We start from the raw sequence: 25,809 nt of genomic DNA on the forward strand, positions 1-25,809 counted from the left end.
GATTAACGTACCTTCAGCGTTGCCAGGCCAATCAGCACCAGCATCAGCGAAATAATCCAGAAACGCACGATCACGCGCGGCTCCGGCCAGCCTTTCAGTTCATAGTGGTGGTGGATCGGCGCCATACGGAAAATGCGCTGACCGCGCAGCTTGAACGACCCAACCTGCAAAATCACCGACAGTGTTTCCACCACGAAGACCCCGCCCATGATCACCAGCAGGAACTCCTGACGCAGCAGCACGGCGATAATACCCAGTGCGCCGCCCAAGGCCAGCGAGCCAACATCCCCCATAAAGACCTGAGCCGGATAGGTGTTGAACCATAAGAAGCCGAGCCCCGCGCCGACAATCGCCGTGCACACGATCACCAGCTCCCCCGCGTGGCGGAGATAAGGAATATGCAGGTAATTCGCAAAATTCATGTTCCCGGTCGCCCAGGCGACCAGCGCAAAACCGCCCGCCACAAATACGGTCGGCATAATCGCCAGGCCATCAAGACCATCCGTCAGGTTCACCGCATTGCCCGTGCCGACAATGACAAAATACGCCAGCGCGATGTAGAGCAAGCCCAGTTGCGGCATCACATCTTTAAAGAAAGGCACCACCAGTTCGGTGGCCGGGGTATCTTTACCTGCGAGGTACAGCGCAAAGGCAACGCCCAGGGCAATCACCGACATCCAGAAATACTTCCAGCGCGCGATAAGCCCCTTGGTATCTTTGCGTACCACTTTGCGATAGTCATCAACAAAGCCAATGGCACCGTAACCCACCAGCACCACCAGCACGCACCAGACGTACGGGTTGGACGGGTAAGCCCAAAGCAGCACAGACACAACGATCGCTGTCAGGATCATGATGCCGCCCATCGTGGGCGTACCGCGTTTACTGAAGTGTGATTCCGGGCCATCGTTACGCACGACCTGCCCGAAAGAGAGCTTTTGCAGGCGAGCAATCATACGCGGCCCCATCCACAACGAGATGAAGAGTGCGGTCAGCAGGCTGACAATGGCGCGAAACGTCAAATAGGAAAAGACGTTAAAGCCCGAATAATATTTGACCAAATGTTCGGCCAGCCACACTAACATGTCCCGTTCTCCTGTAATTCGCGTACCACCTCTTCCATGGCGGAACTACGTGAACCTTTCACTAAAATGGTAATAATTTGCTGTTCAGCAATCAGCGCTTTTAAGCGCGCCGCCACTGCCGCTTTATCGTTAAAATGCTCGCCGACGCCGCTAGCGTCGCTTAATGCCTTACTCAGTGCGCCAACACTCAGTACCTTGTCGATCCCCACGGCTTTTGCCGCTTCGCCAACCTGAATATGACAGGCTTCGCTTTCATCGCCGAGTTCTGCCATATCGCCAACCACCATCACCCGGTAGCCCGGCATTTCTGCCAGAACATGAGCCGCAGCCGTCATTGAACCGACATTGGCGTTATAGGTGTCATCCAGAAGTAGCTGGTTTTCAGCCAGCCTCACCGGGAACAGGCGGCCGGGTACGGCTTTCAGATTCGCCAACCCTTTTTTCACTGCATCAAGACTGGCATCCACCGCCATTGCCAACGCCGTTGCCGCCAGCGCATTGGCAATGTTGTGCCGTCCTGGTAATGGCAGAGTGACATCCATGTTGCCCGCCGGCGTTTGCAGCGTGAAATCGGTGCCATGAGAGGTGACGTGAATATTGATAGCCGTAAAATCGCTGTTTGCTGCGTTCGGCGAGAAGCGCCACACTTTGCGATCGCCAATAATGCTCTGCCAGTTCAGCCAGTCGTTATTGTCGGCGTTCAGAATGGCAATGCCGTTCTCGGGCAGGCCGGTGTAGATCTCACCTTTTGCTTTCGCCACACCCGCCAGTGAACCAAAACCTTCCAGGTGTGCTGCTGCCAGGTTATTTACCAGCGCGGCTTCCGGGCAAGTCAACCCAACCGTCCAGGCAATTTCGCCCTGGTGGTTAGCGCCCAGTTCAATTACGGCGTATTGATGCTCTCTGGTCAGACGCAGCAGGGTCATCGGCACGCCGATATCATTATTCAGATTGCCTGCGGTATAGAGGGTGTTGCCGCATTCGCTGAGAATGGCTGCCGTCATCTCTTTCACCGAGGTTTTGCCAGATGACCCCGTCAGGGCAACGACACGTGCGGGAACCTGCTGGCGGACCCATGCGGCCAGTTGACCAAACGCCTGGCGGGTATCTTTCACGACCAGTTGCGGCAGATCGATATCCAGCTTGCGGTTGACCAGCAGCGCGCCTGCGCCGCCTGCTTTCGCTTTGTCAGCAAAATCATGCGCATCAAAGCGTTCGCCTTTCAGGGCCACAAACAAGCAGCCCGGCGTCAGTTTTCGGGTATCACTGGTCACCGCATCGATAGTGATGTCATGACCGTGTAATTCTCCCGGCAGAATGCCGGTGAGTTGGCTGAGCGTTACGCTAATCATGCCACGACTCCCAGCAAACGTGCCGCCGTTACGCGGTCTGAATAATCCAGACGGCGGGTGCCGACTATCTGATAATCTTCATGGCCTTTACCAGCCAGCAGAACCACATCGTTCTCTTTCGCCTGCATAATGGCGTTGGTTACGGCTTCCGCGCGGCCTTCCACCACGTGCGCCCGGCCAGCGTCCAGCATTCCGGCCAGAATGTCATTAATGATGGCGCGCGGCTCTTCTGTTCGCGGGTTGTCATCCGTCACAACGGGCATATCCGAAAACTGTTCAGCAATTGCCCCCATCAGCGGGCGTTTGCCTTTGTCGCGATCGCCACCGCAGCCAAAAACGCACCACAATTTGCCTGTGCAGTGCAGGCGTGCGGCCTGCAAGGCTTTTTCCAGTGCATCTGGTGTATGAGCATAATCCACCACCACCGTGGGTTTACCCGGCGCGCTGAACACTTCCATACGGCCGCATACAGGTTGCAGACGTGATGCCGTCTTAAGCAGCTCCTGCAACGGGTAGCCCAGCGCCAGCAGCGTCGCCAGCGCCAGTAACAGGTTGCTGACGTTAAATGCCCCCATCAGGCGACTTTCAATTTCGCCTTCACCCCAACTGGAGCTAAAACGGATAGTCGCGCCACTGTCGTGGTAATCGACAGCGATGGTTTTCAACCAGCGACCATGGCAATCAGGATTGATATGGTCTTCCATTGATACCGCAACCGCATCCGGCAACTTCGCCAGCCAACGGCGCCCCACTTCATCATCGGCGTTAATAATTGCCTGGCCGTAGTGATGCGCGGAGAACAGTAGCCACTTCGCCGCTTCGTAGTTGGCCATGTCACCGTGATAATCCAGATGATCGCGGCTGAGATTGGTGAATACCGAAGCAGCAAACTTCAACGCCGCAACACGATGCTGCACCAGACCATGGGAGGAAACTTCCATTGCTGTGAAGGTCGCGCCCTGTTCTGCCAGTCCGGCAATCACATGCTGCACATCCACCGCCGAGCCAGTGGTATTTTCCGTTGGGGTGACTTTGCCCAGCAACCCGTTTCCTACCGTGCCCATCACCGCACTGGTTTCGCCCAGCAACTGGCTCCACTGCGCCAGCAATTGGGTGGTGGTGGTTTTACCGTTGGTGCCGGTAACGCCAATCAGGCGCAGTTGCTCAGAAGGTTCGTTATAAAAACGGCCTGCCAGCGCGGAGAGGCGCTCAGTTAACTGGCTGAGATAAATGACCGGAACACCATGCATTTCACGAATTTCACCGTCATTTGCTTCGTCTTTCGCTTCAGCAATAATGGCAGCAACACCTTGCGCAATCGCCTGCGGGATATATCGACGCCCGTCCGCCTGATGACCGACCACCGCCACAAAGAGATCGCCCGATGCAGCCACACGGCTATCGAGTATCATTTCCCGCAGTGTTCGCTCCGGCGCGCCAGGCACCCACGGAGCGAGAAGGTCGCGCAAATTACGATCTGCCACCTGTTCCCTCGCCTTGATTAATTACAAACTCACTTTTCTCGCCTGTGGTCAGCGCATCCGGCTCAATGTTCATGGTACGCAGAACGCCGCCCATGATGGCACCGAAGACCGGCGCGGACACAGCGCCACCGTAGTATTTACCCGCTTGCGGATCGTTGATAACCACCACCAGCGCAAAGCGCGGGCGGCTGGCAGGCGCGACGCCAGCGGTGTAAGCAATGTATTTGTTGATATAACGACCGTCAGGCCCGACTTTTTTCGCTGTACCGGTTTTAATCGCAATGCGATAGCCTTTGATGGCTGCTTTTACGCCGCCGCCGCCAGGCAGCGCGACGCTCTCCATCATATGCACCACAGTACGGACAATCGGCTCCGCAAAAACGCGTTCGCCAGGCACGGGCGGATCAACTTTGGTTATCGACAGCGGGCGATAAATGCCATAGCTGCCAATGGTTGCATAGACTCGCGCTAACTGTAACGGCGTTACCATTAGCCCGTAGCCGAAAGAGAAGGTGGCCCTCTCTATGTCAGACCACCGTTGTTTTTGAGGAAATAAGCCACTGCGTTCCCCGACCATCCCCAAATTGGTCGTTTTTCCCAATCCAAAACGTGAGTAAGTATCTACTAACGCTGAGGAGGGCATCGCTAACGCCAGCTTGGAAACGCCGACGTTACTCGACTTCTGTAGCACACCGGTAAGGGTCAATTCGCTGTATCGCGCCACGTCCTTAATTTCGTGGCCGTTAATACGGTAAGGTACGGTGTTTAATACGGTATTCGGATTCACGACACCACGTTGCAGGGCGGTCATCACTACCATCGGTTTAACTGTAGAACCCGGTTCGAAAACATCGGTAATAGCGCGGTTGCGCATCGCGTCCTGCGCCGTACCGGTAAAGTTGTTCGGGTTGTAGGAGGGGCTGTTAGCCATCGCCAACACTTCGCCAGTATTTACATCCACCAGTACCGCACTGCCGGATTCGGCTTTGTTAAACGCCACAGCATTGTTCAGCTCACGGTAGACCAGCGCCTGCAGACGTTCATCAATGCTCAGCGCCAGGTTATGCGCAGCCTGGCTGTCAGTAGAGGAGATATCTTCAATGACCCGACCATAGCGATCTTTACGCACAATGCGCTCGCCGGGTTGACCGGTAAGCCATTTATCAAAGCTTTTTTCAACCCCTTCAATGCCCTGGCCATCGACATTGGTGAAACCAATGAGGTGAGCGGTCACTTCCCCGGAAGGATAGTAGCGACGTGACTCTTCCCGCAGGTGAATACCTGGCAACTTGAGTTTTTTAATGTAGTCGCCCAGATCCGGGTTAACCTGACGCGCAAGGTAGATAAAGCGCATTTTCGGGTTTGCGTTAATACGTGCCGCAAGCTGGTCGAGCGGCATATTCAACGCATCGGAAAGCGCTTTCCAGCGGTTATCCAGCGTAACGCCGCCCGCATCGTGTAACTCTTTCGGATCCGCCCAAATAGCTTTTACCGGTACACTGACCGCCAGCGGGCGGCCCGACCGATCTGTGATCATCCCCCGCGATGTCGCGACTTCTTGTACGCGCAGAGAACGCATGTCTCCTTCACGCACCAACATCTCCGGATTGACGATCTGCAAATACGCAACGCGCCCGAGCAGGAACCCGAGCGCAAGTAAAATGCAACCGCAAAGCAACGCAAAACGCCAACTTATAAAGTTGGCCTGTTCTTCCTGGCGTTTCGGTTTAAGCGTCTTCGCCGCTGCTTTCATGCGTTGCGTGATTCCTTATTCATCTTTATTTCTGCACGACAATGTTTTCCTGAGAGGGATCGACATGCTGCATTTGCAGTTTATCCGTCGCGATCCGTTCAACACGGCTGTGATCGCCGAGCGCGTTCTCTTCCAGGATCAGGTTGCGCCATTCGATATCCAGCGCATCACGCTCAAGCACCATTTGTTCACGCTGCGCGGTGAGTAAGCGAGTGTGGTGTGCGGTAGTGACCACCGTTACCGCCGTCATGATGATGCAAATGAACAGACAGAGTGGCAGTTTCCCAAATCGCAAAAGATCGTCGCCGATCACGCCAGGCAAAGCATGGCGCTCGTTGCTTCCTAACGATCCCTTCACTTTGCTCAGGGTCTCTGTCACTCTGCTGATCATGCGTTCGTCCTCTCTGCGATACGCAGAACTGAACTACGGGCACGTGGGTTTTCAGCCACTTCTTCTTCGCCCGGCATCAACTTTCCTAAAGCTCGCAGTTGGCGGCCACCCAGTTTACTGAGCTGCTCTTCGGTCATCGGTAGCCCGGCAGGAACCTGAGGGCCACGGCTTTGTTCCCGCATAAAGCGTTTAACAATCCGATCTTCCAGCGAGTGGAAGCTGATAATCGAGAGCCGCCCACCAGGGGCAAGCACACCGAGCGAGTTTTTTAGCGCCAGCTCGATCTCTTCCAGTTCACTGTTCACCCAAATGCGCACCGCCTGGAAGGTACGGGTCGCAGGATGTTTGAATTTGTCTTTCACCGGCGTAGCTGCCGCGACAACTTCTGCCAACTCTTTCGTGCGGGTCATTGGCTCAACACGATTACGCTCTACAATCGCGCGAGCGATACGTTTTGCGAAACGCTCTTCGCCAAAGGTTTTCAACACCCAGGCAATATCGGCTTCTTCTGCGGTTTGCAGCCATTCGGCGGCAGACTGACCGCGTGTCGGATCCATACGCATGTCCAGCGGGCCATCGCGCATAAAAGAGAAACCGCGTTCAGGATCGTCAAGTTGCGGCGAAGAGACACCAAGATCGAGAAGAATTCCGTCGATCTTGCCATTAAGTTCGCGCTCGCTGACATAATCAGCAAGCGCAGAAAAGGGCCCATGAATGATGGAGAAGCGGGGATCATCAATGGTCTGTGCTACGGCAATTGCCTGCGGATCGCGATCGATCGCCAGCAAGCGTCCTTCCGCTCCCAGTTGGGAGAGGATCAGGCGTGAGTGACCACCGCGACCAAAAGTGCCATCGATGTAAATGCCATCCGGACGAATGTTCAGGCCATTAACGGCCTCATCCAGCAGCACCGTCGTGTGTTTAAAATTTTCCATCATATTTACAGAGACAAATCCTGCAATCGATCCGAAAGCGCTTCAGAACCTGATTGCTCAGCGTCGATATCTTCCCTGACCTGTTGATACCAGGTCGTTTCGTCCCACAGCTCAAATTTATTGAACTGCCCGACCAGCATCACTTCTTTGGTCAGCCCGGCGTGTTGCCGTAAAACAGGCGCGATCAATAGACGCCCGGCGCTATCCATCTGGCACTCGCTGGCATGACCTAGCAATAAACGTTGCACGCGTCGCTCAAGCGGGTTCATGCTCGACAGACGCGACAATTTTTGCTCGATAATTTCCCATTCGGGCAGGGGGTAAAGCAGCAGGCATGAGTGACGGATGTCAATGGTGCATACCATTTGACCGGAGGCATTCTCTTGTAGCAAATCCCGATACCGGGTAGGGACGGATAACCGCCCTTTGCTGTCGAGATTGACTAACGTCGCGCCACGGAACATGTCCGATTCACCCCCAGGTGACCTTTTTCACCACTTTATCCCACAAATCCCCACCAAGGGAGTTTACGGAGCGGAGGAAAAGCTTGTCAAGCTAGCGAAAAGGCTAACCAGAGCAAAAGATCCCTTATTCGCAATGAATATCTGCGTTGGTGAATTACTGCTCAGCTTACGAGGCAAATTAACGTCATGAATATTTGCAAGAAAATAAATAGAATATGCGCACCGGCGTTTACAACCATTCAATTTCTGCGCGCGAAATATAAAGTGTCAGTTTGCGACGCGGGCGGCATTTTAAGCCATATTTAGCCCACTGAACAGTGCCAGTTGCGTCCGTTAGCACTTTGCATGGCGGCATGTGCACTGTGTTTACTCGCCTTAAGGGAAAGCGGTTGTTAATTCAGCAATTACGGTGCTTTTTAGATGTAACAATTTAATACAGAAGTCATGTTCAGTTACTTCTCAATAACCTTTAAAAATTGTTTTTAAAGAAACGCCCAGAATAAATAAAAAGTGACCTAAGAAAAAATAAGGATTTATCTTAGGAAGGTGAAAGGCAATAAATGGATTAAAAACATCAGAGAGAACTAAAAAGGCAGCTTGCGCTGCCTTTAATCTTAACAGTTAAACGCGGCTCAATATCCCGCGGCGGTAAAGATTCCTGCGGATACGGCTCAAACCGGCTTTGGGTTTACGCGGCTCATCGAGGCTTGCAAGCACGATCTCCAGCACCCGCTCAGCGACGTCGCGGTGACGCTGCGCCACTGCAAGCACCGGGCATTGCAAAAAATCGAGCAGTTCGTGATCGCCGAAGGTTGCAATCGCTAAATCGGACGGCAGTTTACCGTCCCGGCGTAGCGTAACGTCCAGCACACCCTGCAATAACGCAAAAGAGGTGATAAACAACGCCTGTGGCATTGAGTTGGTTTCCAGCCATTTATCAAATAATTGCGCGGCAGCTTCCCGCTCGTAACTGTTCGCATAGAGGAATTGCACCTCGCGCGGGTCATCTTTCCAGGCAGTGCGGAAGCCTTGCTCTCGCAAGAAGCTGACCGACAACTCCGGAAGCGCCCCCATATAAAGCACGCGTTCCGCCGGGAATTTACGCAGCTCCTGCGCCAGCATCTCTGAATCATCCTGATCGGCACCAACAACGCTGGTGAAATGTTCGCGATCCAGTGCGCGATCCAGCGCGACAATCGGGAAAGAATCATTCGCCCAGCGCTGGTAAAACGGATGCTCAGGCGGAAGAGACGTCGAAACGATAATTGCATCCACCTGGCGCTGCAGGAGATGCTCGATACAGCGCATTTCGTTATCAGGTTGATCTTCTGAACAGGCAATAAGCAACTGGTAGCCGCGCTGACGCGCTTGCCGTTCGAGATAGTTGGCAATGCGTGTATAGCTTGTATTTTCAAGGTCGGGGATAACCAGCCCAATAGAGCGAGTACGTCCTGCTCGCAGCCCAGCCGCTACCGCATTCGGGTGGTAGTTATGCTCACGAACGACAGCCATGACTTTCTCAACGGTTTTGTCGCTGACACGATATTGCTTCGCCTTACCATTAATGACGTAGCTTGCCGTGGTACGTGAGACGCCGGCTAACCGGGCGATTTCATCCAGTTTCACAATTGCCCCTCAAAATGATGTACTCCATAACCTTTTTAGGGATATAGGATAATTTCCATAACATCTAAGCGCAGAATAGGCACTGCGGCAACCGCTTTCGTATCTGGTTCCGTCTGATTTCGCAAAAAAAAGCCCGACACAGCTATGTCGGGACTTTAAATGCAGACAGCAATAACGATTAACGCATGATTTTATCGCCGCGCGACAAGCCAACAACACCTGAGCGAGCGACTTCAACAATTTTCGCCACATCGCGAATGGTCGCCAGAAAGGCATCCAGCTTATCGCTGGTGCCGGCAAGCTGAACCGTATAAATAGAAGGCGTGACATCAATAATCTGACCACGGAAAATTTCCGCGTTTCGTTTGACCTCTTCACGCCCGTATCCGCTGGCCTGGATCTTCACCAGCATGATCTCACGCTCAACGTAAGCGCCCTGCCCCAGTTCATTAACCCGCAGTACATCGACCAGCTTGTGCAGTTGCTTTTCGATTTGCTCAAGTACTTTCTGATCGCCGACCGTTTGAATGGTCATACGCGACAGTGTCGGATCGTCGGTCGGTGCAACCGTCAGGCTTTCAATGTTGTAGCCGCGTTGTGAGAAAAGACCGATCACGCGCGATAACGCGCCCGACTCGTTTTCCAGTAAGACAGACAGTATCCGGCGCATAATCAGGTCCTCTCCGTTTTGCTTAACCACATCTCATCCATTCCGCCGCCGCGGATCTGCATCGGATAAACGTGTTCACTACCATCAACGGTAACATCAACAAACACCAGGCGATTATTTTTCACCTGCTCCAGCGCGTGTGCCAGCTTCTCTTCCAGTTCATCCGGGCGCGTAATATTGATCCCTACATGACCGTAGGCTTCCGCCAGCCGGGCAAAATCAGGCAGAGACTGCATATAGGATTGTGAATGGCGACCGGAATAAATCATGTCCTGCCACTGTTTCACCATGCCTAAATAGCGGTTGTTCAGATTAAGCACCAGCACCGGCAGCTCATACTGCAGCGCAGTAGAGAGTTCCTGAATATTCATCTGGATGCTGCCATCGCCCGTTACGCAAATAACAGTCTCATCCGGAAACGCCATCTTCACACCTAGCGCGGCAGGCAAACCAAACCCCATCGTGCCCAGGCCCCCGGAATTGATCCAGCGGCGTGGCTTATCGAAGCGGTAATAAAGCGCGGCAAACATCTGGTGTTGCCCCACATCGGAGGTCACATACGCCTCGCCGTTGGTCAGGCGCCAAACCGCTTCGATGACTGCCTGCGGCTTGATGCTGTCGCTTTGCGTGTCATATTTCAGACACTGACGCGCCCGCCACTGCTCAAGGCGCAACCACCAGTCACGAACATCATCCAGCGATTGCGGGTACTCTTCCTGAGCCAACAGTTCCAGCATTTGCTCCAGCACTAAACGCGCATCACCGACAATAGGCACGTCCGCCTGTACGGTTTTAGAAATTGAGGTGGGATCGATGTCGATATGAAGAACAGTGGCGTCGGGGCAATATTTCGCCAGGTTATTGGTCGTACGATCGTCAAAGCGCACGCCGACCGCAAAAATGACATCGGAATGGTGCATTGCCATGTTGGCTTCATAAGTGCCATGCATGCCAAGCATACCCAGAGATTGACGGTGAGACGCTGGAAATGCGCCTAATCCCATGAGAGACGACACCACCGGCACATTGAGTTTTTCCGCCAACTGACGGAGCTGGCTTTCACATGCGGAATTAATGGCCCCACCACCGACATAGATAACAGGCTTTTTGGCTGCGCTAAGCGTTTGAAGCGCACGCTTTATTTGCCCTTTGTGCCCCTGCGTTGTCGGATTATACGAGCGCATACTGACCGATTCCGGCCAAACATACGGCAACTTATTCGCTGGATTCATAATGTCTTTTGGCAGATCAACCACCACAGGCCCCGGGCGCCCGCTGGCTGCCAGCCAGAACGCTTTCTTTAATACGCCTGGAATATCTTCGGTCTGTTTAACCAGGAAGCTGTGTTTTACCACCGGGCGGGAGATCCCCACCATGTCGCACTCCTGAAAAGCATCGTAGCCAATCAGAGAAGTCGCCACCTGCCCGGACAGTACGACAAGCGGGACCGAATCCATGTACGCTGTGGCAATCCCCGTAATGGCATTTGTTGCCCCCGGCCCGGATGTAACCAACACAACGCCCACTTCTCCCGTTGCCCGTGCCAGACCGTCCGCCATATGCACTGCGGCCTGTTCGTGGCGTACCAGTACATGTTCTATCCCCCCAACCGTATGCAGGGCATCGTAGATATCGAGGACCGCGCCTCCGGGATAACCGAACACTTTCTTGACGCCTTGATCGATAAGCGATCGGACGACCATCTCGGCTCCAGACAACATCTCCATGGTTTGCCTCCAGGCTTTGTTTTGTCGACTGACGGCGAAAATCATTTCCGCGCTGTCGCTCTGTTCAGAACAGGAAAACCCTGCATTCTGATTATGAATGGCAGTTACCATAACCGCTCAAAATCTGGCAGGCAATTAGCAAACCGGTGATGGCAGATGGCCTGAAAAGAGAAATAGCAACGTCAGTTCGCAAGAATTGGTGAAAACATCTGTGATAAGTAAAGACAATGACCAATCATCGTCCTGATAAGGGACAGCGCAGTAATTCATGCATTTTTACTGCAACCACCAGCGTTTTAAGGATGACAAATCAGGACAAAATACTACCAACGAAACTGAATACAGAATAAACCGGGAGAGGGATCCCGATTTATCCTGTTACGGGGTTATCGACTGCATATCGAAACGAGCAGTTCTTCCATCCACTGGTGCCCTTTATCGCGCCCCGCCGCCTCATGCCATGAGAGATAACAGGTTCGGCTATTCAGGTGCAACGGCAGCGGTAACATGTATAACCCCAGACTTTCCGCGAACTCTTCCGCCAGCCAGCGGGGAGCAATGGCCACAAGATGCGTTTGCGAAACCACATTCAAGGCACTGGTTAACGCCATTCCCTGGTAGGCAATACGGTTTTGTTTTTCTGGCGTGTCATACCAGGGCTGGCTGAAAGAAGCATAGCGCTCCAGGGAAACGACAGCATGCTGCTCTTTAAAAATATCCTCTTCTGTGACGAGAGCATCAAGACGAGGATGATTTGTACTGGCAACCAATACCATATCGTCTTTAAAAAGAGGCACACAGACAAACTCAGGGCGGCGGAATTCATCATAGCCGATCACAAATTCAACTTCCTGATAACGCAACTGATGTTCTGTATTATGATTAAGCGCGGATTTAAAGCCTAAGTGAATATTTGGCGCAATTTTCTCTACGTTATTGTAAATAATAGAGGTTAAAAAATTATCAAGTGGACTACAAACGCAAAGATTAAAAACGCGATCGCTGGTAACAGGCTCAAATCCCGCGCCGGGTAGTTCGTTTTGCACCAGTTGCAGCGCCTGACGGATCGATCCAAAAAGCTGACAGGCGCGTGTTGTAGGTTGAATACCACGGCCATATCGCACAAAAAGTTCGTCATTAAACATTAGCTTAAGGCGGGCGACAGCATTACTGACCGCCGGTTGAGACATACCCAGCGAATGGGCCGCCCGGGTAATGTTTTGCTCCTGCATTACCGCATCAAATACGGTAAGCAGATTAAGATCCACAGAGCGTAATTGCGGTTTCCCACTACTAACAATCCTATGATTATCAACGCTCTTCCCCGGAAAATCACATGCTGTCGACATCATATACTCCCTTCAATTTCATAATAATATTCAGGAAGATGATTTATCATGCATATTGCATTAATAGAAGTATGCTACGGCAAATTAGGAATATATAAAGCCCATACCTAATGCTTAAGAAACAAAAAAATAGCGGTAATTTGTGAGGTAATATTATGACCTTAACTATTTTTTCAGTTGACTTTATAAACATATCAGGCAATTAAAAAGGAAATCATCTTATTTTCACAGAAAAATAACATACTTTATTGACTTTCCTTGTTCTTAATTTATTTGAAAAGCTAAAAAAAAGATTAATTAAATAAAAATGTTAAAAATAGACTTTGCACAAGCCAGTCCGCGCCAGCCGCATATGGCATAAGAGCGCAGACAGCAAACAAAGCGAACGGTAATAGTGCATTTCATACCACAAGCAGAATAATTATCTAAATCCATGTCAAACAATTCGCCCTCAAAGCGGTGCATTGACATGCATCAGGGTTGACATTGCAGAACGCATCCGGTACCACTAAAAGCATATCGCATTCATCTGGAGCAAGATTCATGATTCGCAACGTCGGTTTCGCTGGTCTACTACTACTAAACGCATCTCTCGTGCGCGGTAGACCGGTGGGCGACATTCAGAATTGAATCGTCTTCCAGTTTAAGACTAAGAACCCGCGCCTTGGCGCGGGTTTTTTTATGCTCGTAGCAAGGCGACCCAAGAAACAAAAGGACCTAAACCATGAGCCAGCAAGTCGTTATTTTCGATACCACGTTACGTGATGGTGAACAGGCTTTACAGGCAAGCCTGAGCGTGAAAGAGAAACTGCAGATCGCCCTGGCACTGGAACGTATGGGTGTTGATGTCATGGAAGTCGGCTTCCCTGTTTCTTCCCCGGGCGATTTCGAATCCGTGCAGACTATCGCGCGCCAGGTGAAGAACAGCCGGGTTTGCGCCCTCGCTCGCTGCGTTGAAAAAGATATCGATGTCGCAGCTGAGTCGCTGAAAGTAGCAGAAGCGTTTCGTATCCACACGTTTATCGCCACTTCACCGATGCATATCGCTACCAAATTGCGCAGCACGCTGGATGAAGTGATTGAGCGCGCTATCTATATGGTTAAACGTGCGCGTAACTATACCGATGATGTTGAGTTTTCTTGTGAAGATGCAGGTCGTACACCGATTGCCGATCTGGCACGGGTAGTAGAAGCTGCGATTAACGCTGGCGCTAAAACCATCAATATTCCGGATACCGTTGGCTACACCATGCCGTTCGAGTTCTCTAACATCATCTCCGGCCTGTACGAACGCGTGCCAAATATTGATAAAGCGATTATCTCTGTCCATACCCATGACGATTTAGGCCTGGCGGTAGGCAATGCGATTGCCGCTGTGCATGCCGGGGCTCGCCAGGTTGAGGGCGCCATGAACGGTATCGGCGAACGCGCCGGTAACTGCTCGCTGGAAGAAGTGATCATGGCAATTAAAGTGCGCAAAGACATTATGAATGTGCACACCCAAATCAATCACCACGAAATCTGGCGCACCAGCCAAACCGTCAGCCAAATTTGCAATATGCCCATCCCGGCCAACAAAGCCGTTGTCGGCAGCGGCGCATTCGCCCACTCCTCCGGTATTCATCAGGATGGCGTGCTGAAAAACCGCGAAAACTACGAAATCATGACCCCGGAATCAATCGGCCTGAACCAGGTGCAACTGAACCTGACCTCCCGTTCTGGTCGCGCAGCGGTGAAACATCGCATGGATGAAATGGGTTACAAAGAAACGGATTACAGCCTGGATAACCTGTACGACGCGTTCCTGAAACTGGCGGACAAAAAAGGCCAGGTATTCGACTACGACCTGGAAGCGCTGGCGTTTATCAACAAACAACAGGAAGAGCCGGAGCATTTCCGTCTCGAATATTTCAGCGTGCAGTCCGGCTCTAATGATATCGCCACGGCCTCGGTAAAACTGGCCTGCGGGGATGAAATCAAAGCTGAAGCCGCCAACGGTAACGGTCCGGTCGATGCAGTTTATCAGGCGATCAACCGTGTGACGGAATACGACATTGAACTGGTGAAATACGGCCTGAGCGCCAAAGGCCAGGGCAAAGATGCACTGGGCCAGGTCGATATCGTGGTGAACTACAATGGTCGTCGTTTCCATGGTGTAGGTCTGGCGACCGATATCGTTGAATCTTCTGCAAAAGCAATGGTGCACGTACTGAATAGCATCTGGCGCGCCGCCGAAGTCGAACAAGAATTGCAACGCAAAGCTCAGAACAAAGAGAACAACAAGGAAACCGTGTGATGTCGAAGAATTATCATATTGCTGTGTTGCCAGGTGATGGCATTGGCCCGGAAGTGATGGCGCAAGCGCTGAAGGTACTGGAAGCTGTGCGCAACCGTTTTGGTATGCGCATTACCACCAGCCATTATGATGTCGGCGGCATCGCCATCGATCGTCATGGCAACCCACTGCCGCAGGCAACCGTGGAAGGTTGCGAGCAGGCAGACGCGATCCTGTTTGGCTCCGTAGGCGGACCAAAATGGGAAAACTTGCCCCCGGCGCAGCAACCGGAACGCGGCGCATTGCTGCCACTGCGCAAGCATTTCAAACTGTTCAGCAATCTGCGCCCGGCTAAACTTTATCAAGGTCTGGAGGCATTTTGCCCGCTGCGTGAAGACATCGCGGCAAACGGCTTCGACATCCTGTGTGTACGTGAATTAACCGGTGGTATTTACTTCGGCCAGCCGAAAGGCCGCGAAGGAACCGGTCAGCACGAGAAAGCCTTTGATACAGAGGTGTATCACCGTTTCGAGATTGAGCGTATCGCTCGTATCGCATTTGAATCGGCGCGCAAACGGCGTAAGAAAGTGCACTCTATCGACAAAGCCAACGTTCTGCAGACTTCTCTGCTGTGGCGCGAAATCGTTAACGAAATCGCCACGGAGTACCCGGATGTGCAACTGGCGCATATGTATATTGACAACGCCACCATGCAGTTGATTAAAGATCCGTCCCAGTTCGATGTGCTGCTGTGCTCTAACCTGTTCGGCGACATTCTGTCGGATGAATGCGCAATGATCACTGGTTCCATGGGCATGCTGCCATCGGCAAGCCTGAACGAGCAGGGTTTTGGCCTGTATGAACCGGCGGGCGGCTCAGCGCCGGATATCGCGGGTAAAAATATCGCTAACCCGATTGCGCAAATCCTGTCGCTGGCGTTGCTGTTGCGTTATAGCCTGGACGCGGGCGCTGCGGCTGATGCCATCGAAGGCGCTATCAACCGGGCATTAGAAGAAGGCGTGCGCACCGGCGATTTAGCCCGTGGCGCGGCTGCAGTCAGTACCGATGAGATGGGCGATATCATTGCCCGTTATATCGCTGAAGGGGTGTAATTATGGCTAAGAGCTTGTATGAAAAGTTGTTTGACGCCCATGTCGTCTACGAAGCGCCCAACGAAACCCCGTTGTTATATATCGACCGGCATCTGGTGCACGAAGTCACTTCGCCACAGGCCTTTGATGGTTTGCGCGCGCACCGCCGCCCGGTCCGTCAGCCGGGTAAAACCTTCGCCACGATGGATCACAACGTTTCCACGCAGACGAAAGACATCAACGCCTCCGGCGAGATGGCACGCATTCAGATGCAGGAGCTGATCAAAAACTGTAACGAGTTTGGCGTCGAACTGTACGATCTGAACCACCCGTATCAGGGCATCGTCCACGTTATGGGGCCGGAACAGGGGATCACCCTGCCTGGGATGACCATCGTTTGTGGGGACTCGCATACCGCAACGCACGGCGCATTTGGCGCACTGGCTTTTGGTATCGGCACATCGGAAGTCGAACATGTTCTGGCCACACAAACCCTGAAACAGGGCCGCGCCAGGACCATGAAAATCGAAGTAAAAGGCACTGCCGCACCCGGCATTACCGCAAAAGATATCGTGCTGGCGATCATTGGCAAAACCGGCAGCGCGGGCGGCACAGGTCATGTGGTGGAATTCTGCGGCGATGCTATCCGAGCTTTGAGCATGGAAGGTCGTATGACTCTGTGCAATATGGCAATCGAAATGGGGGCGAAAGCAGGCCTGGTTGCGCCTGACGAAACCACCTTTAATTATGTGCGTGGGCGTCTGCACGCGCCGAAGGGCAAAGATTTTGACGACGCTGTCGCCTACTGGAAAACCCTGCAAACCGACGAAGGCGCGGCCTTCGATACGGTGGTGACGCTGCAGGCAGAAGAGATTGCGCCGCAGGTAACCTGGGGCACGAATCCCGGCCAGGTGATTTCCGTCACGGATGCTATCCCCGATCCGGCGTCTTTCGCCGATCCGGTGGAGCGCGCCTCGGCGGAAAAAGCGCTGGCGTATATGGGCCTGAAACCCGGTGTCCCACTGACCGAAGTGGCTATCGATAAGGTCTTTATCGGGTCCTGCACCAACTCACGGATTGAAGATTTACGTGCAGCAGCGGAAATTGCCAAAGGGCGTAAAGTTGCGCCAGGCGTACAGGCGCTGGTGGTCCCCGGCTCCGGCCCGGTAAAAGCACAGGCGGAAGCAGAAGGTCTGGATAAGATCTTTATTGAAGCCGGTTTCGAATGGCGTTTGCCGGGCTGTTCAATGTGTCTGGCGATGAATAACGATCGTCTGAACCCGGGCGAACGTTGCGCCTCAACCAGCAACCGTAACTTTGAAGGCCGCCAGGGCCGCGGCGGACGCACGCATCTGGTGAGCCCGGCTATGGCGGCCGCTGCGGCGGTAACTGGCCATTTCGCTGATATTCGTAGCCTGCAGCACTAAGGAGACCACCATGGCAGAAAAATTTACCCAACATACCGGCCTGGTTGTTCCGCTGGATGCCGCAAACGTCGATACCGACGCCATTATTCCGAAACAGTTTTTGCAGAAAGTGACGCGAACCGGTTTTGGCGCGCACCTGTTCAATGACTGGCGTTTTCTGGATGACGAAGGTCAGCAGCCCAACCCTGAGTTCGTGCTGAACTTCCCGCAATACAAAGGCGCGTCGATTTTACTGGCGCGTGAAAACTTTGGCTGTGGCTCTTCTCGTGAACATGCGCCGTGGGCGCTGACGGATTACGGCTTCAAAGTGGTTATTGCGCCAAGCTTCGCAGACATCTTCTATGGCAACAGTTTTAACAATCAGTTGCTGCCGGTAACGCTGAACGAGGAAGAGGTAGACGACCTGTTCACCCTGGTGCAAAGCCAACCGGGCATCACGTTTGAAGTCGATCTGGAAGCACAGGTGGTGAAAGCGGGCGGGAAATCCTACAGCTTCAACATTGATGCATTCCGTCGCCACTGCATGTTGAACGGGCTGGACAGTATCGGTTTAACGTTGCAGCACGAAGATGCTATCGCCGCTTACGAACAGAAACAGCCCGCGTTTATGGGCTAATGGAGAGACGTGGGTTGCCAGTTGGCACCCACGCTTACCCGGCCAGTATGATGTTGCTTGCCGGGTAAAGTAACCCCGCGCCGATCATACGTCTTTGACCCTGCTGGTTAGCACCAGCGCCACGACTGAAATTACCGCAATGCCAATATAAACCGCGCCATGACCATAGCTTTGCGCCAGCGCCCCCTGGATCACCCCGGCCAGAATCACACCTGTCGAGATACTGTTCGTGAACAACGTCGTTGCCGACCCGGCTCTTCCTGGCATGAGATCCTGAAACCATAACATGCCGATCCCGGCGATGATGCCGATAAACACTGCGTTAAACAGTTGTAAAGCAAGCAGTGCTGCCTGACTGTGAAAGAAAATCAACCCGAGATAAAACAGCACGCCAGCAGCGACGGCGATCACCATCATTGGCCGTTTACCCACGCGTTTGACCACATAACCCGCGAGGATCATCGCCGGGATCTCCAGCCCGGCAGCCGTTCCCATCAGGATCCCGGCCAGTTTATCGGGCAGGCCAAGTTCAAGGCTTATCCACAACGGCATATCAATGATGTACATGGTGTTGCAGGTCCACATCAGCGTGGAAGCTATAAACAACATGCGTACGTTGTTATCGCTCCAGCCGCTGACCTGCGTCACCGCCGTGTCAGCAGGCTGTTCAATGCGCGCCACGGAAGGTAACCACAACGCAATCAACGCCAGGCTGATAATAAAAAGCCCGGCGGCGAGGGTGAACATGGCGGTAAAGCCATAATTCAGTGCCAGCATAAACGCCAGCGGCGGGCCAATGACCCAGGCCAGCGAGAGCTGCGCACGCATGACAGAGCTGAACATCACCACTTCACGCGCCGAACTGTCGGCATATTCTCGCGCCAGGGCAAACAACTGCGGCATCGCCGTGTTCGCCAGCGAGGCCAGCAATACCCCGCAGGTGATCAAGGTCAAATAGTGGCGGTTAAAAGCAAACAGCAGTGCATTGCCGACCGCCATCATGCAGCAGAAGAGGATCAGTTTGCGGCGATCGCCCCGGCTGTCGGAACGCTTTGCCAGCCACAGGCTAACGAGGATCCCTGCAATAGCGTTGACGGTATAAAACAGCCCGATCCAGAAAGGCTCTGCGCCCACTTCACGGCTTAAAAACAGACTCAGCGTCGGCGCCTGAACCGCACCGGCGACGCCCATCATAAAGGCGACGATCATAAAGGCGATGTACACGCCATTCAGGCGGCGCCCCATCGTCATTAACCAGAGCATGGCATTTCCTTGTCGAAAACAAAAAGCGTTGCAAGCATAAACGAAAAAAGCCAGCAAAAAGGTTTTTTGCTGGCGGGTGCATTTGCACTCAATACTCAGTCACACATGACGTCTGCGGAGCGGTGTGAAGAAACAGGGGGTGTCACTTCCCACTGCATCAGTTCTTCCAGAATTTTCAGGCGCTGTCCTGCACTCTGACGGGCGAGCCAGCACGCATCCTGCGTTGCTCGAAAATAGTCCAGATAAAACCGTCGTAAGGATGCTCTCTTCATCTCACCTCCTCGCTTTCATCGAAGAGAAGTATTGGCTTAATATAGGGATTAATAAATTGCTGAGTTTTCGCCAGGAGTTCCTCTTTTATGTCGTCTGGTCGCCTGCAACAACAGTTCATCCGTCTGTGGCAATGCTGCGATGGCAAATCCCAGGAAACCACGCTCAATGAGCTGGCAGAGTTGCTCAGTTGCTCGCGCCGCCATATGCGCACGCTCCTGAACACCATGCAGCAACGCGGCTGGCTAACATGGGACGCTGAAGCTGGGCGCGGGAAACGCTCGCGCCTGACCTTCCTTTATACCGGGCTTGCGCTCCAGCAGCAGCGCGCTGAAGATCTGCTGGAGCAGGATCGTATCGATCAACTGGTTCAACTGGTCGGTGACAAAAGCGCTGTGCGACAAATGCTGGTTTCGCATTTGGGCAGAAGCTTTCGCAGCGGTCGGCATATCCTGCGCGTGCTCTATTATCGCCCGCTGCGTAACCTGCTACCAGGCACCGCGCTCCGGCGTTCCGAAAACCATATGGCACGGCAAATTTTTAGCGCGCTAACGCGAATAAATGAGGAAAATGGGGAATTGGAAGCGGATATTGCCCACCACTGGAAGGCGATTTCCCCGTTACACTGGCGTTTTTATTTACGCCCTGGCATTCATTTCCATCATGGCCGCGAACTGGAAATGAGCGATGTTATCGCTTCCCTGCAACGTGCAACGGCGTTACCGCTTTATTCGCATATCAGCGAGATCCTCTCGCCAACCCCATGGACGCTGGATATTCACCTGACACAACCGGATCGCTGGCTGCCATGGTTGATGGGTTACATTCCGGCAATGATTTTGCCTCGCGAGTGGAATACGATGGCCAACTTTGCCAGCCAGCCGATTGGCACCGGCCCCTATGCGGTCACCCGCAATACCCATAATCAGCTTAAAATCCATGCCTTTGATGATTACTTCGGTTTTCGCGCTCTGATCGACGAAGTTAACGTGTGGGTGTTGCCGGATCTCGCCGATGAACCGACCAGCGGCCTGACGCTCGAAGGGCCAACCGACGGCGAAAAAGCCGTTGAGAGCCGTCTCGAAGAGGGATGCTATTATCTGCTGTTCGACGCCCGCTCCAGCCGTGGCGCTAACCCGGCGGTCAGAGAATGGGTCAGCCAGGTGCTCTCACCCACTAACCTGCTCTGGCATGCCAATGAGCAATATCAGCGCTACTGGTTCCCGGCGTATGGTCTGCTGCCACGCTGGCACCATGCCCGCCCCGGCAGCGGCGAAAAACCTGCCGGTCTGGAAACCCTGACGCTCACGTTCTACCGTGAACATAACGAGCACGAAGCACTCTCCCGCACCATGAGCACCTTATTAGCAGAACATGGGGTAAAACTGATCGTACAGGAAGTGGAGTACGAGGAGTGGTATCGGGGTGAAGCCGTGAGCGATATCTGGCTTAACAGCGCCAACTTTACGTTACCGCTGGATTTTTCCGTGTTCGCCAACCTGTATGAAGTCCCCCTGCTGCAGCACTGTATTATGCGCGACTGGCAAGCCGATGCCGCACAATGGCGTACCGGCGACATGAACCTCGCCCTCTGGTCGCAAGAGTTGCTTGCCAGCAAAGCGATGGTGCCGCTTATTCACCACTGGCTGATGATTCAGGGGCAACGTTCCATGCGCGGGCTGCGTATGAACACACTGGGCTGGTTTGACTTTAAATCTGCCTGGTTCGCGCCACCGGACCCATAACGCTTTCCCATTGTTTACCAAATCATTACAATAGCGGCGTTCTCAACGGGGTGCTGCGCAAAGAGCGTGTGCTGAGAAAATACCCGTCGAACCTGATCCGGATAACGCCGGCGAAGGGATTTGAGGCTATGACTCAAAATCCTTTGCCACCCATATTGAGGTGCAAAGTGTTAAAAAAATGTCTGCCATTCCTGCTGCTGATTGCAGCGCCTGCTTTTGCCAAACCTGTATTGACCGTTTACACCTACGACTCGTTTTCCGCCGACTGGGGCCCGGGCCCTGCGGTGAAAAAAGCCTTTGAAGCCGACTGTGACTGCGAACTGAAATTCGTCGCGCTGGAAGATGGCGTCTCACTGCTTAATCGTCTGCGTATGGAAGGGAAAAAAAGTAAAGCAGACGTGGTACTGGGACTGGATAACAACCTGCTTGAAGCCGCAACGCAGACTAACCTGTTCGCCAAAAGCGGCGTCCCCACCGATGCCGTCAGCATTCCCGGCGGCTGGAAAAACGAGACGTTCGTTCCGTTCGACTATGGCTGGTTCGCCTTTGTCTACGATAAAAACAAGCTGAAAAACCCGCCGAAAAGCCTGAAAGAACTGGTAGAGAGCGACCAAAAATGGCGTGTCATCTATGAAGATCCGCGCACCAGTACGCCAGGCCTGGGTCTGCTGCTGTGGATGCAAAAAGTCTATGGCGACAAAGCCCCGGAAGCCTGGCAAAAACTGGCAGCAAAAACGGTGACCGTCACCAAAGGCTGGAGCGAAGCTTATGGGCTGTTCCTGAAAGGCGAGAGCGATCTGGTGCTAAGCTACACCACCTCACCGGCTTACCATCTGATCGAAGAGAAAAAAGATCACTACGCGGCGGCCAATTTCAGCGAAGGGCACTATTTGCAAGTGGAAGTGGCCGCCCGCACTGCCGCCAGTAAACAGCCGGAACTTGCGGAGAAGTTCCTGAAATTTATGGTTTCCCCCGCTTTCCAGAATGCTATCCCGACTGGCAACTGGATGTACCCTGTCAGCGATGTCACTCTGCCTGCCGGTTTTGAGACGCTGACAAAACCGCAGACGTCACTCGAATATAGCCCGCAAGATGTTGCCGCACAGCGCGCGGGCTGGATTAGCGCATGGCAACGCGCCGTCAGCCGCTGATTGCCGGCTGGCTGATACCTGGCCTCACCGCCGCCATTGTGATGGTGGCGGTGGCGCTGGCCGCTTTCCTGGCACTATGGCAAAACGCCCCCACCACCGCGTTGTCGGCGTTCTGGCAGGACAGCTACTTGTGGCACGTGGTGCGGTTCTCTTTCTGGCAGGCATTTCTCTCCGCCCTGCTCTCCGTGGTTCCGGCCATTTTTCTTGCCCGCGCCCTCTACAGACGCCGCTTCCCTGGCCGTCTCGCACTGTTACGCCTGTGCGCAATGACGCTTATCCTGCCGGTGCTGGTCGCAGTATTTGGCATTCTTAGTGTTTATGGGCGCCAGGGGTGGCTGGCCAGCCTCTGGCAACTCTCAGGACACGAGTGGACATTTTCGCCCTATGGATTACAGGGTATTTTGCTGGCCCATGTCTTTTTTAACCTGCCAATGGCGTCGCGTTTATTTTTGCAATCGCTGGAGCTGATCCCCGGCGAGCAGCGCCAGCTGGCAGCGCAGCTGGGCATGAACGGCTGGTCATTCTTTCGCTTTGTTGAGTGGCCGTGGCTACGTCGCCAGCTCCTCCCTGTCGCGGCGCTGATTTTTATGCTCTGTTTCGCCAGTTTCGCTACCGTCCTGTCGCTTGGCGGCGGGCCGCAAGCCACTACCATTGAACTGGCTATCTACCAGGCGCTAAGCTTCGATTTCGATCCCGCACGTGCTGCCATGCTGGCGCTGATCCAGATGGTGTGCTGCCTTGCATTGGTATTGCTGAGCCAACGGTTGAGCAAAGCGATAGCCGTGGGTAGCCATCAGATTCAGGGCTGGCGCAATCCGCAGGACCGTCTGTTCAGCAGAATTGCCGACAGCATACTGATTGGCCTGGCACTGCTGCTGCTGCTGCCGCCCTTGCTGGCGGTGATCGTTGACGGGATCAATATGAGCATGCTGAAAGTTCTGGCAGAACCTATTCTATGGCAGGCCATTGGCACCTCACTGCGCATTGCGCTGGCCGCCGGGTTGCTGTGTGTGGTACTCACAATGATGCTGCTGTGGAGTAGCCGTGAACTACGCGCCCGCCAGCAAAATCTGGCCGGTCAGGCGCTGGAGCTGAGCGGCATGCTGATTCTGGCAATGCCAGGCATTGTGCTGGCTACCGGTTTCTTCCTGTTACTGAACGACAGTGTGGGTTTGCCTGCTTCCGCCGATGGCATCGTCATCTTCACCAATGCATTGATGGCCATCCCTTATGCTTTGAAAGTACTGGAAAACCCGATGCGCGACGTGGCTGAACGCTACAATTTGCTGTGCCAGTCGCTGGGCATGCAGGGCTGGCAGCGGTTGCGGGTAGTGGAATTACGCGCCCTGAAACGCCCGCTGGCGCAGGCGCTGGCCTTTGCCTGCGTTCTTTCAATCGGGGATTTTGGTATTGTGGCGCTCTTTGGCAATGACGATTTCCGCACATTGCCGTTTTATTTGTATCAACAAATCGGCTCTTATCGCAGCCAGGACGGGGCTGTTACCGCATTGATCCTGCTGCTGCTGTGCTTTTTATTATTCACATTGATAGACAAACTTCCGGGCCGCCATGCTAAGACTGACTGATGTCACCTGGCTTTATCAGCACCTGCCAATGCGTTTCTCTCTCTCGGTTCAACGCGGAGAGCAGATTGCTGTTCTCGGCCCCAGCGGGGCAGGCAAAAGCACACTCCTGAACCTGATTGCCGGCTTCCTCACCCCAGCAAGCGGCACGCTGCTGATAGCAGGAACAGACCATACACGGACGCCCCCATCTCAGCGCCCGGTCTCAATGCTGTTTCAGGAAAACAACCTGTTTACCCACCTCACCGTGTACCAGAACATCGCACTGGGGCTGCATCCGGGGCTAAAACTGCATGCCGACCAGCAAAGCAAGCTGCAGCGAATTGCGGAAACGATGGGGCTGGAAACATTACTGCAACGTCTGCCAGATCAGCTCTCCGGCGGCCAGCGCCAGCGTGTTGCACTGGCCCGCTGCCTGGTCCGGGAACAACCGGTACTGCTACTGGATGAACCCTTTTCGGCGCTCGATCCGGCGCTACGTCAGGAAATGCTGAGCCTGGTGCGGGAGGTGTGCCGCCACCAGCAACTCACGCTCTTGATGGTGTCACACAGCATTGAAGACGCTGCGCACATTGCCGATCGTTCGCTGGTCATTGCAGATGGACGTATCGCCTGGGATGGTCGCACCGCCGATTTGTTGAGCGGCAAATCGGCGGCATCAGGATTGTTGGGTATTCGCGGTCAGTGACCGCGTATAACATCCGCCAGAATGTTGAGATACATTGGCATCAGTGGGTGTTTCGACAGCAAGACTGCCGCTGCCACGCCTGCGATTAACGTTACTGGCGCCAGCCAGATCAGCCGCTGCCGCGGCAAATAACGCGCCAGACGATCGACGCCCGCCTTGCCGGAGCGCCATAAGCGCCAGCATAACCAGCCGCCCAGCCACAACAACAACGCCGTCAGTAGCAGCAACCATTTGAAATTGCCGCTTTGCATATCCGGCGGAATGTCAATTGCCGCACCGGCAAGAATACCGGGCAGAAAGTAGAAGGGTGGCCATAACAGGCAGCCGATAATATTCGGCGGCAGGAACTTACGGATCGGCAGATCCAGCATACCGGCCACCATCGGGATTAGCGGACGCGTCGGGCCAACAAAGCGCCCAACAAGAATGGTAAACACGCTGTGCTGGTGCAGCGCATGTTCGGTTTTGTTGAGCAGCGCTTTGTTCTTTTTCATAAACGACCAGCGATGCAGCGGACCTTTAAAGCGCCAGCCAAGCCAGAATGAGATCCAGTCGCCCAGCAGGCATCCCACTATTCCCGCCAGCCACGCATGCCAGAAATTGACTTCGCCGCTGCCAATCAGCGCCCCCAGCGCTGCCATCATCACCGTTCCGGGCAGGATCAACCCAACCAGCGCCAGCGATTCAAAGAAGGCTACCAGCGCAATCGCCGCCAGCGAATAGGCGGCGGATTGGGTAATAAAGTGTTCCAGCAGTGATTCCATAACCTGTCCTGTTCAGAATGAAGGCTGGATTCTCCAGAGGGTATCCGCGAGCGTCAAGCTTTCAATTATCTGAAATTTTTACGAGTTATGTCACTTTTCA

The 25,809-nt window shown here is 53.7% G+C and carries 23 protein-coding genes and 1 riboswitch; of the genes, 9 read left to right on the top strand and 14 right to left on the bottom strand.

Features of this window, described 5'->3' with window-relative positions; translation table 11 throughout:
- Positions 1 to 2 precede the first annotated feature (2 nt).
- The 11 genes from mraY to leuO all read right to left on the bottom strand — a co-directional run bounded on the left by mraY (position 3) and on the right by leuO (position 12,836).
- Positions 3 to 1,085, bottom strand: coding sequence for a phospho-N-acetylmuramoyl-pentapeptide-transferase (gene mraY, locus ACUY4S_RS19320; protein WP_312687270.1), 1,083 nt, complete (start codon positions 1,083 to 1,085; stop codon positions 3 to 5).
- A complete protein-coding gene (gene murF / locus ACUY4S_RS19325) occupies positions 1,079 to 2,437 on the bottom strand; it encodes a UDP-N-acetylmuramoyl-tripeptide--D-alanyl-D-alanine ligase (RefSeq protein WP_458021812.1) in 1,359 nt (452 codons plus the stop codon). Before murF ends, mraY begins: the two co-directional genes overlap by 7 nt.
- Positions 2,434 to 3,921 (bottom strand): UDP-N-acetylmuramoyl-L-alanyl-D-glutamate--2,6-diaminopimelate ligase, encoded by a 1,488-nt coding sequence (gene murE / locus ACUY4S_RS19330; RefSeq protein ID WP_312687266.1) that lies wholly within the window; start codon positions 3,919 to 3,921, stop codon positions 2,434 to 2,436. The genes murF and murE overlap by 4 nt, the downstream gene beginning before the upstream one ends.
- A complete protein-coding gene (ftsI, locus tag ACUY4S_RS19335) occupies positions 3,908 to 5,674 on the bottom strand; it encodes a peptidoglycan DD-transpeptidase PBP3 (protein WP_312687262.1) in 1,767 nt (588 codons plus the stop codon). The genes murE and ftsI overlap by 14 nt, the downstream gene beginning before the upstream one ends.
- 25 nt (positions 5,675 to 5,699) lie before the next feature.
- Positions 5,700 to 6,065: a cell division protein FtsL gene (ftsL, locus tag ACUY4S_RS19340; protein WP_312687260.1), complete on the bottom strand. Its 366-nt coding sequence runs from the start codon at positions 6,063 to 6,065 to the stop codon at positions 5,700 to 5,702.
- A complete protein-coding gene (rsmH, locus tag ACUY4S_RS19345; protein WP_458021811.1) occupies positions 6,062 to 7,003 on the bottom strand; it encodes a 16S rRNA (cytosine(1402)-N(4))-methyltransferase RsmH in 942 nt (313 codons plus the stop codon). The genes ftsL and rsmH overlap by 4 nt, the downstream gene beginning before the upstream one ends.
- Before the next feature lie 2 nt (positions 7,004 to 7,005).
- Positions 7,006 to 7,464 carry a division/cell wall cluster transcriptional repressor MraZ gene (mraZ, locus tag ACUY4S_RS19350; RefSeq protein ID WP_312687255.1) on the bottom strand — a complete coding sequence of 153 codons (459 nt, stop codon included), beginning with the start codon at positions 7,462 to 7,464 and terminating at the stop codon, positions 7,006 to 7,008.
- 621 nt (positions 7,465 to 8,085) lie between these two features.
- Positions 8,086 to 9,090, bottom strand: coding sequence for a catabolite repressor/activator (gene cra / locus ACUY4S_RS19355; protein WP_312687253.1), 1,005 nt, complete (start codon positions 9,088 to 9,090; stop codon positions 8,086 to 8,088).
- Positions 9,091 to 9,268: 178 nt separating this feature from the next.
- Positions 9,269 to 9,760 (bottom strand): acetolactate synthase small subunit, encoded by a 492-nt coding sequence (ilvN, locus tag ACUY4S_RS19360; RefSeq protein WP_007373137.1) that lies wholly within the window; start codon positions 9,758 to 9,760, stop codon positions 9,269 to 9,271.
- Positions 9,761 to 9,762: 2 nt separating this feature from the next.
- Complete coding sequence (gene ilvI, locus ACUY4S_RS19365; protein ID WP_312687250.1) at positions 9,763 to 11,487, bottom strand: acetolactate synthase 3 large subunit; 1,725 nt, start codon at positions 11,485 to 11,487, stop codon at positions 9,763 to 9,765.
- A gap of 386 nt (positions 11,488 to 11,873) precedes the next feature.
- Positions 11,874 to 12,836 (bottom strand): transcriptional regulator LeuO, encoded by a 963-nt coding sequence (gene leuO, locus ACUY4S_RS19370; protein WP_312687471.1) that lies wholly within the window; start codon positions 12,834 to 12,836, stop codon positions 11,874 to 11,876.
- Positions 12,837 to 13,379: 543 nt separating this feature from the next.
- On the opposite strand from leuO, the gene leuL reads away from it, so the two are divergent.
- The 5 genes from leuL to leuD all read left to right on the top strand — a co-directional run bounded on the left by leuL (position 13,380) and on the right by leuD (position 18,245).
- Positions 13,380 to 13,466, top strand: coding sequence for a leu operon leader peptide (gene leuL, locus ACUY4S_RS19375; protein ID WP_409429800.1), 87 nt, complete (start codon positions 13,380 to 13,382; stop codon positions 13,464 to 13,466).
- 94 nt (positions 13,467 to 13,560) lie between these two features.
- A complete protein-coding gene (gene leuA / locus ACUY4S_RS19380; protein ID WP_458021810.1) occupies positions 13,561 to 15,132 on the top strand; it encodes a 2-isopropylmalate synthase in 1,572 nt (523 codons plus the stop codon).
- Positions 15,132 to 16,223 (top strand): 3-isopropylmalate dehydrogenase, encoded by a 1,092-nt coding sequence (leuB, locus tag ACUY4S_RS19385; protein ID WP_312687246.1) that lies wholly within the window; start codon positions 15,132 to 15,134, stop codon positions 16,221 to 16,223. The genes leuA and leuB overlap by 1 nt, the downstream gene beginning before the upstream one ends.
- Positions 16,224 to 16,225: 2 nt before the next feature.
- Positions 16,226 to 17,629, top strand: a complete 1,404-nt coding sequence (gene leuC / locus ACUY4S_RS19390) for a 3-isopropylmalate dehydratase large subunit (protein WP_312687244.1) — start codon at positions 16,226 to 16,228, stop codon at positions 17,627 to 17,629.
- 10 nt (positions 17,630 to 17,639) lie between these two features.
- On the top strand, positions 17,640 to 18,245 hold the full coding sequence (leuD, locus tag ACUY4S_RS19395; RefSeq protein ID WP_458021809.1) for a 3-isopropylmalate dehydratase small subunit: 606 nt from the start codon (positions 17,640 to 17,642) through the stop codon (positions 18,243 to 18,245).
- A gap of 84 nt (positions 18,246 to 18,329) precedes the next feature.
- Here the strand turns inward: leuD and ACUY4S_RS19400 are convergent, their stop codons facing one another.
- Both ACUY4S_RS19400 and sgrT read right to left on the bottom strand, forming a co-directional pair.
- Positions 18,330 to 19,508 carry a sugar efflux transporter gene (locus tag ACUY4S_RS19400; protein WP_458021808.1) on the bottom strand — a complete coding sequence of 393 codons (1,179 nt, stop codon included), beginning with the start codon at positions 19,506 to 19,508 and terminating at the stop codon, positions 18,330 to 18,332.
- Positions 19,509 to 19,603: 95 nt separating this feature from the next.
- Complete coding sequence (gene sgrT, locus ACUY4S_RS19405; protein WP_312687239.1) at positions 19,604 to 19,780, bottom strand: glucose uptake inhibitor SgrT; 177 nt, start codon at positions 19,778 to 19,780, stop codon at positions 19,604 to 19,606.
- 87 nt (positions 19,781 to 19,867) lie between these two features.
- On the opposite strand from sgrT, the gene sgrR reads away from it, so the two are divergent.
- From sgrR to thiQ, 4 genes are all read left to right on the top strand, one after another.
- Positions 19,868 to 21,523: an HTH-type transcriptional regulator SgrR gene (gene sgrR / locus ACUY4S_RS19410; RefSeq protein ID WP_458021807.1), complete on the top strand. Its 1,656-nt coding sequence runs from the start codon at positions 19,868 to 19,870 to the stop codon at positions 21,521 to 21,523.
- Positions 21,524 to 21,559: 36 nt separating this feature from the next.
- Positions 21,560 to 21,660, top strand: a riboswitch (TPP riboswitch).
- Positions 21,661 to 21,690: 30 nt separating this feature from the next.
- A complete protein-coding gene (gene thiB, locus ACUY4S_RS19415; RefSeq protein WP_458021806.1) occupies positions 21,691 to 22,674 on the top strand; it encodes a thiamine ABC transporter substrate binding subunit in 984 nt (327 codons plus the stop codon).
- Entirely contained in the window at positions 22,650 to 24,260 is a 1,611-nt protein-coding gene (gene thiP / locus ACUY4S_RS19420; protein WP_458021805.1) for a thiamine/thiamine pyrophosphate ABC transporter permease ThiP, read from the top strand. Before thiB ends, thiP begins: the two co-directional genes overlap by 25 nt.
- Positions 24,244 to 24,945, top strand: coding sequence for a thiamine ABC transporter ATP-binding protein ThiQ (gene thiQ / locus ACUY4S_RS19425; RefSeq protein ID WP_312687231.1), 702 nt, complete (start codon positions 24,244 to 24,246; stop codon positions 24,943 to 24,945). Before thiP ends, thiQ begins: the two co-directional genes overlap by 17 nt.
- Here the strand turns inward: thiQ and ACUY4S_RS19430 are convergent.
- Positions 24,939 to 25,709: a DedA family protein gene (locus ACUY4S_RS19430; protein ID WP_458021804.1), complete on the bottom strand. Its 771-nt coding sequence runs from the start codon at positions 25,707 to 25,709 to the stop codon at positions 24,939 to 24,941. The genes thiQ and ACUY4S_RS19430 overlap by 7 nt on opposite strands.
- Positions 25,710 to 25,809 lie beyond the last annotated feature (100 nt).

This window comes from Kosakonia beeri, from assembly GCF_054165705.1.